Origin of the sequence: Streptosporangium sp. NPDC020145 (assembly GCF_040631275.1) — a bacterium.
Classification (GTDB): domain Bacteria; phylum Actinomycetota; class Actinomycetes; order Streptosporangiales; family Streptosporangiaceae; genus Streptosporangium.
Window position 1 is genome coordinate 28,147 of sequence record NZ_JBEXZT010000028.1, and the last position, 12,474, is coordinate 40,620.

Consider the following 12,474-nt stretch of genomic DNA (forward strand, 5'->3'; position numbering starts at 1 on the left):
AGGGAGAGCGCGATGACGCGGATCAAAGGTGCACGGATCAGATACGGCGCGGCGCTGGCCGCGGTCGCCGTGCTCGCCGGGTGCGGCACCACAGACGGAACCGAGGGCGGCCAGACCGTGGCGACCGGCATGCAGGCCGGTCAGCTCGACGCCAACCAGGCCGAGGTGCGGGACGGCGGCGCGGTCACCTACTCCATAGAGGTCGACGTCAAGAACTGGAACATCCTGCACGCCACCGGCGACGTCTTCGGCTACCGGCAGATCCTCAACCCCGTCCTGCCACACGCGATGATCTCCATGCCGGACTTCACGATGGCGAAGAACGACGCGCTGCTGCTCGACGCCAAGGTCGTGAAGGAGTCGCCGCAGACCGTCGAGTACACGATCAGGCCGGAGGCCGCCTGGTCGGACGGCACACCGATCACCGCCGAGGACTTCAAGTACACCTGGCAGGTCCAGGACCCCGGGCAGTGCTCGACCTGCCAGCCCGCCACCACCGCCGGATACGACCAGGTGGCCTCGGTCACCGGCGGCGAAGGCAAGACCGTCACCGTCACCTTCGAGAAGACCTACCAGCCGTGGCGGCTGATGTTCCCGTACCTGCTCCCGGCCCACATCGCCGCCCAGCACGGAGACCTGGCGGCCTCCTTCAACGACTTCTTCGCCACCACCGTGCCGACCTGGTCCGGCGGGCCGTACCTCATCGAGCAGCACGTGCCGAACCAGTCGGTCACCATGAGGAAGAATCCCAAGTGGTACGGCGACGGCCCGCGGCTCGACCAGCTCATCTTCCGGATCCTCACCGACGAGCGGCAGGCCGTGACGGCCATGGCCAACAACGAGATCCAGGTCGTGGCGCCGCGCCCGACCCTCGACCTCGTCGAGCAGCTCAAGGGCATCGGCGGCGTCACCACGATGATGGCCTCCGGCCTGCTCTACGAGCACCTGGACATCAACACCGCGCACCCGGCCCTGTCCGACCAGGCGCTGCGCCGCGCCGTCTTCACCGCGATCGACCGGAAGGCGATCGTCGACAAGACCATCGGGCAGTTCTCCCCGAACACCGAACCGCTGGGCAACCGCAACTTCATGCCGGGGCAGAAACTGGAGGGCACCGACGCCTACAAGGACAACGTGACCGGCAAGGGCCTGGGTGGCGGCCAGATCGACGCCGCCAAGAAGATCCTCACCGACGCCGGATACACGATCGGCGACGCCGGGCTCACCGACCCCAAGGGCAAGCCGGTTCCCACGCTGCGGATGCGCTACAGCAAGGGCAACCAGATGCGGCTGGACACCTCGGTGCTCGTGCAGAACCAGCTCAAGCAGCTGGGCATCACGCTCCAGCTCCAGGAGACCGACAGCCTCGGCACCACGGTGAACACCGGTGACTTCGACCTGATCGTCTTCGGCACCAACCTCGACGTCATCCCCACCGCTACGGCGCAGTCGGTGTTCGGCTCCAAGGGCACCCACACCGGATACAAGGACTCCGAGGTCGACGGCTGGCTCTCCGACGCGGCCCAGACGCTCGACCCCAAGCAGGTCGTCGACCTGCTGAACAAGGTGGACGAACGGATCAGCGACCAGGCCGTGACGCTGCCGCTGTACCAGACGCCGACCCTGCTGGCCTACCGCGGTGACCTGGGCAACATCCGGGTCAACCCCACCCGCTTCGGCACCGGCTACAACGTCCAGGAATGGGGTGTCAAGAATGGCGGCTGACCGTCGGCCGAGCCTGGACTTCGTCGTCGAGGTCCCGGCCCCGGCCGTCGAGTTCAACGAGGTCTACCGCAACTTCGTGGGTTCCGCCGGATACTTCGTCGCCAACAACGTCTACAGCCGCCTGGTGGTCTACGACACCGGTTCACCGGCCGCCTTTCCCGACCTGGCCGAGCACTGGGAGATGGCGCAGGACGCCCGGACCCTGCGCTTCCAGCTCAACCGGAACGCCCGCTGGCACGACGGGCACCCGGTGACCGCGCACGACGTCGCCCACACCCACCTCACCGCGCTGGCCAACGGTTACCACGCGGCCTCCTTCCTGCAGGACGTGCAGGACATCGAGGTGCTCGACGACCACACGCTGCGGTACGCGCTGCGCAGGCCCAACGCCGGGTTCCTCGCCCAGCTCGGAAACCTGGTGTTCGCCCACGTGCTGCCCAGACACCTGTACGAGGGCACCGACTGGGCCGACAACCCGCACAACCAGCACCCGGTCGGCTCTGGACCGTTCCGATTCGCCGAGCACGTCCCCGGGGAACGGATCGTCCTCGAAGCCTGGAAGGACTACTGGGGGCCGCCCGCCGGCGTCGACCGGGTGGTGCTGGACATCGAACCCGACCTCGACGAGGCGGTCCGCAAGGTCGCCGACGGCCGGGCGCACTACATGGTCCAGGACGTGCTGACCTTCCCCAGGCTGCACCTGGCCGAGCACAGCACGACCGCCTCGCTGTGGCGCAAACGGGGCCCCGGCGTCGCGGTACTCGGCTTCAACCACACCCGGGAACGCTGGCGCGACCGCCGGGCACGGGCCGGGGTGGCGCACGCCGTCGACCGGCGCGACCTCGAACCGCTGGCCGACCCCGGCTGGTCGGAGCCGTACGCGCACTACCTGCCGCGCAGCGTCGAGTGGGCCTACGCCGACGACGCGACCGCGCCCGCCTTCGACCCGGAGCTGGCCGGTCGCCTGCTCGGCGAGTGCGGCGTCACCGGTACGGCGCCGCTGCGGCTGGTGTACATGAAGACCTTCACCGGGCACGCGGGCATCGCCGCCGTGGTGGCCGAGAACCTGCGCGCGGCCGGCGTGGACGTCGAGGTCGCCGGGCTCGACTCACCGGCCTGGTCGCGTGAGGTGGCCGGGGAGGCGGACTTCGACCTGTCGATCAGCGGCGGCAACATGATCCCGGACCCGGAGATCACCTCCAGCCGGTTCGAGACCGGCGGCGGACGCAACCACACCCGGTTGTCCGACCCCGAGGCCGACGCCTGCTACGCCGCCGCCCGCGCGAGCGTCGACCGGGTACGGCGCGGCGAGCACTACCGGGAGCTGCAGCGGGTCTGGGCGCGCAACGTGGACTGGGTTCCGCTGTTCTGGTACGCCGCCTACTACCTGCGCAGCGACGACTTCTTCGGCTGGCCCGACCAGATCGGCTTCCGGGTCCCGTTCTGGCACTGGGGCCGCATCCGCCCCGCCACCCCCTGACCAACCGTTTCCCGCCTGAGATCCAGGCATTTCACGAAGGAGAGGAAAAGGGACTTGGACGAGTACATCGTCGTCGTACCCGTGGACGCGACCGAGATCAACGAGTCGTACCGCAACGTCGTCGGAGGCGCGGGCTACTTCGTCGCCAACAACGTCTACAGCCGCCTGGTCGTCACCGAGGTCGGCGGCGCGGCGTCCTACCCGGACCTGGCCGAGCACTGGGAGTGCCTGGACGGCGGGCGGCGCTGGCGGTTCACGCTCAACCGGCACGCCCGCTGGCACGACGGCCGTCCGGTCACCGCGCACGACGTCGCCTACACCCACCTCACCGCGCTGGCCAACGGCTACCACGCCGCCTCGTTCCTGCACGGCATCGCGGACATCACGGTGCTCGGCGACCACCTGGTCGAGTACGTCCTGCACGAGCCCAACGCCGCGTTCCTCACCCAGCTCGGCAACTTCGCCGCCACCCACGTGCTGCCCAGGCACCTGTACGAGGGCACCGACTGGGCCGACAACCCGCACAACCAGCACCCCGTCGGCTCCGGACCGTTCCGGTTCGCCGAACACGTCCCCGGGGAGCGGATCGTCCTCGAACGGTGGGACGGCTACTGGGGGCCGCCCGCCGGTGTCGACCGGGTCACCCTGCTCATCGAACCCGATCTCGACGAGTGCGTCCGGATGATCGCGGACGGCCGGGCGCACTACGCGCCGCAGGACGTGCTGACGATGAAGCGGCTGCCGCTGGCCGAGGGCGCGGAACACGCCGAGGTGTACCGCGAGCGCGGACCCGGCATCGCACTGCTCGGCTTCAACTACCGCCAGGAACGCTGGTCGGACCGCAGGCTGCGGCTGGCGCTCGCCCACGCGGTCGACCGTGAACGGCTGCGCCGCTTCGCCGAACCCGGCTGGTCGGAGCCGTGGGCGAACTTCCTCCCCGGCAGCAGCTTCGCCGTGGCCGAGGACGTGACCGCGGTCGGGCACGACGCCGCCCAGGCCGAGAAACTGCTCGACGAGGCCGGTTACCCGCGTGACGCGGACGGCTGGCGGATGTCGCTGCGGCTGTACTACATGGCCACCTTCGACGGGCACGGCGGCCTGGCGGCCAGCGTCGCCGAGGACCTCGCCGCGGTCGGCATCCGCGTCGAGCACGGCGGCCTCGACTCCGAGACGTGGAGCCGCCAGATCTCCGGAGAGGGAGACTTCGACCTGACGATCAGTGGCGGCAACATGATGCCCGATCCGGACATCACCGCCAGCAGGCTGTCCACCGGCGGGCAGCGCAACCACCTGAAGCTGTCGAACCCGGAGGCCGACGCCTGTTACGCCGCGGCCAGGGCGACCGTCGACCGGCGGGAACGGGTCGCACACTACCGGCGGCTGCAGGAGGTGTGGGCCCGCGACGTCAGCGTGGTCCCGCTCTTCTGGTACTGCATCTACCTGCTGCGCAGCGACAAGTTCTTCGGGTGGGCCGACCAGATCGACTTCCGGGTCCCGTTCTGGCACTGGGGCCGCATCCGCAGGATCGCCGGCGGCGAGGACTGACGGACGACGGGCGCGGAGACTCTCATGGAGATCCTGGGCTTCGCCCTGAGGCGACTGCTGGTCGCCGTCCCGGTGCTGCTCGTGTCGACGTTCCTCATCTTCCTCACGGTCGCCGGGTCGGGTGACCCGCTGACCGAGCTGCGGGAGCGTCAACCGCCGGTCCCTCCGGAGACGATCGCCGCCGAGGAGGTACGGCTCGGGCTGAACCACCCCGTGCTGGAGCGGTACTGGCACTGGCTGACCGGGGTCGTGCGAGGCGACTTCGGGCCGTCGGTCAACCGCAACGCCTCCATCGCCGTGGAGATCGGCACACGTCTCGGCGTGACCATGCGCTTCGTGCTCGTCGCGATGCTGGTGGCGGCCGTGCTGGCGATCCTGGTCGGGGTCGTCAGCGCGGTCCGCCAGTACTCCTGGCTGGACCACCTGTTCACCTCGGCCGGGTTCCTGTTTCTCGCGATGCCGTCGTTCTGGCTGGCGATCCTCCTCAAACAGGGAGGCATCCAGTTCAACCGGGCGACCGGCACGGACACCTTCTACATGATCGGTGACAGGTCGGTGCCGCCGCCGCCAACCCTTCTGGCGCAGCTGGCCGACATCGCCGGGCACATGATCCTGCCGACCGTCACCCTGGTGCTGATCCACTTCGCGGCGTGGAGCCGCTTCCAGCGCTCGTCCATGCTCGAAGTCCTCAACAGCGACTACGTCAGGCTGGCCACCGCCAAGGGGCTGCCCCGGCGCACGGTGCTGCGCAAGTACGCGCTGCGCACCGCGCTCACCCCGCTGATCACGGTCATCGCACTGGACTTCACCGCGGTCTTCGCCGGCGCGGTGATCACCGAGACGGTCTTCCAGTGGCGGGGCATGGGCGACTACCTGCTGTCGTCCATCAACGCGCGGGACGTCAACGCCGTCATGGCCTGGCTGCTCGTGGCGGCTCTGGCGGTGATGGTGTTCAACCTGGTGGCCGACATCCTGTACGCCGCCCTCGACCCGAGGATCCGTCATGTCCGCTGACTCCTCACCGGCACCCGTGACCGGCACCGAACCCGGCCGGTGGCGCACCGTCGCCGCCCGTTTCCTGCGGCACCGGCCGGCCGTCGCGGCGCTCGCCGTACTCACGCTCGTGGCGTTGTTCGCCTTCGTCGGGCCGTCGCTGTGGCACTACGGGTACGACCAGATCACCCCGGACAACTCCCGGCCGCCGTCGGCCGCCCACCCGCTGGGCACCGACTCGCTCGGCCACGACCTGCTGGCCCAGGTGATGCGCGGCACCCAGCAGTCGCTGCTCATCGCGCTGAGCGTGGCCCTGGGCGCGGCGCTGATCGGCACCCTGGTCGGCGTCGTCGCCGGGTTCCACCGGGGCCGCACCGACGCGCTGCTGATGCGGGTCGTCGACCTGTTCCTCACCGTCCCGACGATCGCGGTCGCCGCCGTGCTCGGGCACAACTTCGCCGGGGAGAGCGGCTGGTTCCTCATCGCCGCGGTGCTCGCCGCCCTTATGTGGACCACGGTCGCCCGGGTCGTCCGGGGGGTCGTGCTGGGCCTGCGGGAACGCGAGTTCGTCGCCGCCGCCCGCGCGCTCGGCGCCTCCAACACCCGGATCATGGTCTCGCACATCCTGCCCAACATCGCAGGACCGATCATCGTTTCGGTGACGGTCCTGGTCGCCGGCGCGATCCTCGCCGAGACCGCGCTGTCGTTCATCGGCTTCGGTGTCCAGCCGCCGGACACCTCGCTCGGTCTCCTGGTCGCCAACGCCCAGTCCGCGGTGGGCACCCGGCCCTGGCTGTTCTACTCCCCCGGCGTGGTCATCCTGCTGATCGCCCTGTCGATCAACTTCATCGGGGACGGGCTGCGCGACGCGCTGGACCCGGCGCAGACCCGGGGGCCACGCAGGCGCCGGTACCTGGCCCGGCCGGTCGAGCGCACCGACGTGATCCCCGACGACGTGCTGCTGTCCGTCCGGGACCTGAGAGTGGTCTTCGCCGCCCCCGGGGACGACGTGCCCGCGGTCCGCCACCTCGACCTGGACCTGCGCCGGGGCGAGGTGGTCGGCCTGGTCGGGGAGTCCGGTTCCGGCAAGTCGGTCAGTGCCGCCGCGATCATGGGGCTGCTGCCGCCGGCCGCGACCGTCAGCGGCTCCATCCGCCTGGCCGGTCAGGAGCTCGTCGGGCTGGCCGAGTCCCGGTACCGGCGGCTGCGCGGGCGGCGCGTCGCGATGGTTTTCCAGGACCCGATGTCCTCGCTCAGCCCGGTGCACACGATCGGCGACCAGGTGGCGGAGGCCGTGCGGGTGCACCAGGGGGGTTCCTGGGCCGCCGCCCGCGACCGGGCCGCCGAACTCCTGGACATCGTCGGCGTGCCCGACGCCCGCAACCGGCTGCGCGACTACCCGCACCAGTTCTCCGGCGGGATGCGTCAGCGGGTGGTGATCGCCATGGCCATCGCCAACGACCCGGACCTCATCATCGCCGACGAGCCGACCACCGCGCTGGACGTGACCGTGCAGGCGCAGGTGCTCGCGGCGCTGCGGGCCGTACGGGAACGTACCGGGGCGGCGATCCTGCTGATCACCCACGACCTGGGCGTCGTGGCCGAGGTGGCGGACCGGATCGCGGTGATGTACGCGGGCCGCCTGGTGGAGACCGGCACCGCCGCCGACGTCTTCGACCGTCCCGCCATGCCGTACACCCGCGGCCTGCTGGAGTCGGTCCCCCGCCTGGACCGGCCCGCCGAGGAGGAGCTGTGGGCCATCCCCGGCTCTCCGCCGACGATGACCGCGCTGCCGTCCGGATGCGCGTTCGCGCCCCGCTGCGCGAGCCGTACCGCCGAGTGCGCCGAGAGCGAGCCCGGCCTGCGCCCGGTGTCCGCCGGGCACCTCGCCGCCTGCCTGCACCTGACCGCCGAAAGGACACCACGCCGATGACCTCCCACCCGTACGGCTTCCGCCGGAGCGTGTCATGACCGGTGAGGAACTGCTGACGGTCGAGGACCTGACCAAGCACTACCCGGTACGGCGGGGGCACGTCGTCAGACGGCGGGCCGGGGTGGTCAAGGCCGTCGACGGCGTGTCCTTCGAGCTTCGGGCCGGGGAGACGCTGGGAGTCGTCGGAGAGTCCGGGTGCGGCAAGTCGACGCTCGCGAAGCTGCTCATCCGGCTGGAGCAACCGACCGGCGGGCACATCCGGTACCGGGGCGCCGACATCGCGACGCTGGGCGGACGCGGGCTACGCGACCTGCGCCGCAAGGTGCAGATCGTCTTCCAGGATCCGTACTCGTCACTGGACCCCCGGATGACGGTCGGCCAGATCATCGCGGAGCCGTTCGCGGTGCACCGTGACGCGGCACCCGACGACCGGCGCGGCCGGGTGCGGGAACTGCTGCGGACGGTCGGTCTCAACCCCGAGCACATCGACCGCTACCCGCACCAGTTCTCCGGCGGGCAGCGTCAGCGCATCGGCATCGCCCGCGCGCTCGCGCTCCGCCCCGACGTCCTGGTGTGCGACGAACCGGTCTCCGCACTGGACGTGTCGATCCAGGCCCAGGTCATCAATCTGCTGAGGCAGCTGCAACGCGACTTCGGACTGGCCTACGTCTTCATCGCGCACGACCTGGCCGTGGTGCGGCACATCTCGCACCGCGTCGCGGTCATGTATCTGGGGAGGATCGTGGAGACCGGCACGGCTTCCGAGATCTTCGAACGGCCCGCGCACCCCTACACGCGCGCCCTGCTGTCGGCGGCCCCGGTGCCCGACCCCCACCACCGGGGAGAGAGGATCATCCTGCGCGGTGACCCGCCGAGCCCGATGAACCCGCCGAGCGGTTGCGCGTTCCGCTCCCGCTGCCCGCACGCGGTGGACGCCTGCGCCGAGCGTTTCCCCGAACTCACCGAACGCGGCGCCGGGCACCCGGTGGCCTGCCTCTTCGGCGGCGGCTGAGCCCGCCGGGCCGTACGGGAGACCGGCCCAGCGCGGCTCCGCCTCGAAAGGCCGCGACGGTATCCGGTCTTTTCGGGGCCCGGCGTCATTCGCCTCCATGCAAGGTAGCCCAAAGTATCCGGTCCGGCACCTTCCGTAAGGATCGAAGGTGGGTGAAGGATTCACTGGGGCCTGCCCTCATGGCCCTCCGCCCACCGTCCACGGGGGCACCGTCGAAGGAGGCCACTGTCATGGAACCCGCCACGCCCGGGTCCGGGAGGAAGACGAGGCGGCCGGTGCCGGTTCAGGAGTGGTTCGCGGCCCTCGGCGACGGTGAGCCGGCGCTGGACGCGGCACGGATGATCGGTTCGCGGGCCACGACGACGATCCGCCACGCCTCCGGCCGGCCGTGGCTGCTGGGTCGCTGGAGCCCGGACACCGTCGTGGTGGCGAGCGCGGGGCGGTCACGGGCCGCGATCATCGGCCGCGGCGCGATCGGCCAGGACGAGCTGACCAGGAGGCTCGGCCGGGTGCGGGACGTCGACGACGTCGAGCGGCTGGTGGACGGCGTGGCCGGCAGTTTCCACCTGGTGGCCTCGATCGGCGGCCGGGTGCGGGTGCGGGGCAGCGCCTCGGCGGTCCGGCAGGTCTTCCACACGCGTCTGGCCGGTGTCACGGTCGCCTGCAGCCGGGCCGACGTCCTCGCGGCCGCGGCCGGGGCCGGGATCGACGAACGCGTCATGGCCGCGCGGTTGCTGCCGGTGCCGGTGTACCGGCTGTACGAGCTGCCCATATGGCACGGTGTGCACCGCCTTGATCCTGGGGACTGCCTGCTGATCGACGGTGACGGCGGAGTTCGGAGCCGGTGCTGGTGGCGGGTGCCCGAGCCGGTGCTGAGCGCCGAGGAGGGGGCCGTGCTGGTGCGCGAGGCACTGCGCGCCGCCGTCGGCTCCAGCACCGCGACGGGTGGGACCGTCAGCGCGGACCTGTCCGGCGGCCTCGACTCCACCAGCCTGTGTTTCCTGGCCGCCGACGGCCCCGCTCGGCTCGTCACCGCCCATCGCGCCCCCCTGGACGCGGCCAACGACGACAGAGCGTGGGCGGGCAGGGCCGCCGCGGCGCTGCCACCCGCGCGCCACCTCGTCTTCGAACCCGGCCTGCTGCCGCTGTGGTTCGCCGAGGCGAACGGCGCTCCCCCACCGACCGACGAGCCGCACGGATGGGTCCGCGACTGGGCACTCATGCGCGAGGTGGCCGAACGGATGGCGGGCGAAGGATCGCGCCTGCACCTCATCGGGGGCGGTGGTGACGAACTGTTCGCCGCTCGCCCCCACTACCTGCACGACCTGTTCCGGACCCGGCCATGGCAGGCGTTCACGCGGTTGCGCGCCCAGCCCGCCGGAGGCGGACAGCCGTTGTGGCGGCGGCTGGCCCGGCTGGCCGACCGTACCGACTTCCCCACCTGGCTGAACCGCCTCGCCACCGACCTGGCCATCGAGAACCCGGTCACGAGCGTGTCACCCGGGAGCGCCGTCGAGGTGTTCTCCCCCGGCTGGGGGCCGGTCGCGCCGATGCCGTGCTGGACCACCGAGCACGCCCTGCACGCCGTACGCGACCTTCTCCGGCAACTGGCCGCGCAGCGGCCGGAGCCGCTGTCGCCGCTGCGTGGCCAGCACACCACCCTGTACAACGCGCGCCTCGGCGGCGACGGGCTCCGGCAGATCGACCAGGCCGCCACGGCCATAGGCCTGCCGCACGCCGCTCCGATCCTGGACGACGCCGTCATCACCGCCGTGCTGTCGATCCGCACCGACCAGCGCGGCGCCCCGGGCCGCTACAAGCCGGTACTGGCCGCGGCGATGCGCTCCGTGGTGCCCGAGCCGCTGCTGAGCCGCTCCACCAAGGGCAATTACGCCGCCGAGTGGTACGCCGGGATGCGCCGTCACGGCGGAGAACTGCTGGAGGTGTTCGGCGACAGCGCGCTGGCCCGGCTTGGCCTGATCGACGCCGCCGTCCTGCGCGACTTCCTGTCGCGTCCGCATCCCCGGCTCGATCCGCTCTATCCCCTCGTACAGACGCTGGGCTGCGAGATCTGGCTGCGCGCCTCGGATCAGGCGGGCCGCCGACCGGCGACAGGGCACGTCGCTTGACATGTCGCCGTGACCGGCCGGCGTTCGCGTTCTCCCCTGGTTTGAGGGTCGCCGCGGGTCGTCCGCTGGCCGGAACGGGTGGCAGGGGACGGAAGTCTCCGGGATTCGTTCAACGACAGCCTTGATGTCATGAGTGTTTGCGACAGAGAACGAACCCTCGTCGAGGACCTGGGCGGTCACGGCCCCGTAGGGCGTGCCGTACCCGGTGGGACGAGGGTGACGAACGTGCCGCCCTCGTGGCGGGAAATGCTGGGCCCGGAGCACGCCGGTGCCGCGATCGTGCCGGCTGCGGGGGTGCTCGTCGGCGCGGTCAACATCTACCTGGCCTCAAGCCTGCTGCCGACCGCGGTGGCCGAGATCGGCGGCGCCGGCTTCTACGCGTGGAACATGACGGTCTACCTCGTCGCGATGGTGGTCGCGACGATGCCGGTCAGCCGCCTCCTGACCCGCTGGGGCAACGTCGGTGCCTACCTGCTCGGCTTCACCGTGTTCCTGGTGGGTTCGCTGGCCTGCGCGGTGAGCCCGGCGATGCCGGTGTTGCTGGCCGGTCGCGGTGTTCAGGGACTGGGGGCGGGGCTGCTGTCCGGGCTGGGTTTCGCCGTTGTCCGGTCCGCCCTGCCGAGGCGGTTGTGGACGCGCGGCAACGCGCTGATGTCGGCGATGTACGGCGTGGGCAACTTCGTCGGCCCTGCGCTTGGCGGGCTGTTCGCCCAGTTCGGCGGGTGGCGGCCGGCATTCGTGACGATGGCGGCGATCGCGGCGGTGTGCGCCTCGTTCGTGCACCGGGTGCTGCCCGCCGGTGAGCGGGGTGGAGCCGGGGCGCCGGTCCCGGTCGTGTCGTTACTGCTGGTCACGGCTGCCACCACCGCGGTCAGCGTGGCGGGGGTGTTGTCCGGCCCCCTGGCCATGGCGGTCGGTGTCGCGGTCGCGTTGCTGCTGGTGGTCGCGTTCGTCGCTCATGAGCGGCGCGGTGGGCCACGAGTCTTCCCGTGCACCACCTACCGGCCGGGTTCGCCGCTGAAGTGGCTGTATCTGACCCTGGCGCTGCTGGCCTTCGGCGTCGCGGTCGAGTCGTTCCTGCCGCTGTTCGGCCAGCGGCTGGGCGGGCTGGCCCCGGCCGCGGCCGGGTTCTTCGGCGCGGCCATCTCGCTGGGCTGGTCGGCGGCCCAGATCGTCAGCTCCTCGGCGGTCAAGGACCGCACGGTTCTCCGGTCGCGTGTCGCGGGCCCGCTGTTGCTGGCGTCCGGTCTCCTCGTCCAGGGGCTGCTACAGCGGCAGGACTCGCCGGTCTGGCTGGTCCTCGTGTGGGTGCCGGTGTTGTTCGTCGCCGGTGCCGGCATCGGGCTGGCCTATCCGCATCTGTCGGTGGCGGTGATGTCCAGCGCCAGGGATCCGGAGGAAGGCGGCCGGGCGGCGGCCGCGATCGCCACGGTGACGAGCCTGTCGATCGCGTTCGGTACGGCGATCGCCGGAGTCCTGGTCAACCTGGGCGGCGCCTCGGTGCTCGACTCGGCCCGCTACGTGCTGTTCGGGTGCGCGGCCGTCTGCGCGGTCGGCGCCGTCACCGCCCGTACGGCGGCTCGCCTCAGCCGTTCGGCACCGGCCGGTCGGCCCGCTCCGCGACCCGTCCCGCCCACCGATGCGAGCTGAACCGCGG

At 71.3% G+C, this 12,474-nt stretch carries 8 protein-coding genes; all 8 read left to right on the forward strand.

What is annotated here, in order from left to right; genetic code table 11:
* Positions 1–12 precede the first annotated feature (12 nt).
* The 8 genes from ABZ463_RS34280 to ABZ463_RS34315 all read left to right on the forward strand — a co-directional run bounded on the left by ABZ463_RS34280 (position 13) and on the right by ABZ463_RS34315 (position 12,467).
* Entirely contained in the window at positions 13–1,725 is a 1,713-nt protein-coding gene (locus ABZ463_RS34280) for an ABC transporter family substrate-binding protein (RefSeq protein WP_362782639.1), read from the forward strand.
* Positions 1,715–3,205, forward strand: coding sequence for an ABC transporter substrate-binding protein (locus ABZ463_RS34285; protein WP_362782642.1), 1,491 nt, complete (start codon positions 1,715–1,717; stop codon positions 3,203–3,205). Before ABZ463_RS34280 ends, ABZ463_RS34285 begins: the two co-directional genes overlap by 11 nt.
* A 54-nt stretch (positions 3,206–3,259) precedes the next feature.
* Positions 3,260–4,750 carry an ABC transporter substrate-binding protein gene (locus tag ABZ463_RS34290; protein WP_362782645.1) on the forward strand — a complete coding sequence of 497 codons (1,491 nt, stop codon included), beginning with the start codon at positions 3,260–3,262 and terminating at the stop codon, positions 4,748–4,750.
* Positions 4,751–4,774: 24 nt separating this feature from the next.
* Complete coding sequence (locus ABZ463_RS34295; RefSeq protein WP_352012336.1) at positions 4,775–5,764, forward strand: ABC transporter permease; 990 nt, start codon at positions 4,775–4,777, stop codon at positions 5,762–5,764.
* The gene (locus tag ABZ463_RS34300) at positions 5,754–7,676 is read left to right on the forward strand and encodes a dipeptide/oligopeptide/nickel ABC transporter permease/ATP-binding protein (protein WP_362782648.1); all 1,923 of its coding nucleotides are present in this window, start codon (positions 5,754–5,756) and stop codon (positions 7,674–7,676) included. The genes ABZ463_RS34295 and ABZ463_RS34300 overlap by 11 nt, the downstream gene beginning before the upstream one ends.
* A gap of 34 nt (positions 7,677–7,710) precedes the next feature.
* Positions 7,711–8,688, forward strand: coding sequence for a dipeptide ABC transporter ATP-binding protein (locus tag ABZ463_RS34305; protein ID WP_352012334.1), 978 nt, complete (start codon positions 7,711–7,713; stop codon positions 8,686–8,688).
* Between the two features lie 230 nt (positions 8,689–8,918).
* Positions 8,919–10,817 carry an asparagine synthase-related protein gene (locus ABZ463_RS34310; protein ID WP_362782651.1) on the forward strand — a complete coding sequence of 633 codons (1,899 nt, stop codon included), beginning with the start codon at positions 8,919–8,921 and terminating at the stop codon, positions 10,815–10,817.
* A 129-nt stretch (positions 10,818–10,946) separates the two neighbouring features.
* Positions 10,947–12,467, forward strand: coding sequence for an MFS transporter (locus ABZ463_RS34315; protein ID WP_362782654.1), 1,521 nt, complete (start codon positions 10,947–10,949; stop codon positions 12,465–12,467).
* Positions 12,468–12,474 lie beyond the last annotated feature (7 nt).

Excerpts from the sequence above, each read along its gene's own strand:
- ABZ463_RS34295 (WP_352012336.1), top strand. The coding sequence starts at position 4,775 with ATGGAGATCCTGGGCTTCGCCCTGAGGCGACTGCTGGTCGCCGTCCCG.
- ABZ463_RS34300 (WP_362782648.1), top strand. The coding sequence starts at position 5,754 with ATGTCCGCTGACTCCTCACCGGCACCCGTGACCGGCACCGAACCCGGC.
- ABZ463_RS34310 (WP_362782651.1), top strand. The coding sequence starts at position 8,919 with ATGGAACCCGCCACGCCCGGGTCCGGGAGGAAGACGAGGCGGCCGGTG.
- ABZ463_RS34315 (WP_362782654.1), top strand. The coding sequence starts at position 10,947 with ATGAGTGTTTGCGACAGAGAACGAACCCTCGTCGAGGACCTGGGCGGT.
- ABZ463_RS34305 (WP_352012334.1), top strand. The coding sequence starts at position 7,711 with ATGACCGGTGAGGAACTGCTGACGGTCGAGGACCTGACCAAGCACTAC.
- ABZ463_RS34280 (WP_362782639.1), top strand. The coding sequence starts at position 13 with ATGACGCGGATCAAAGGTGCACGGATCAGATACGGCGCGGCGCTGGCC.
- ABZ463_RS34285 (WP_362782642.1), top strand. The coding sequence starts at position 1,715 with ATGGCGGCTGACCGTCGGCCGAGCCTGGACTTCGTCGTCGAGGTCCCG.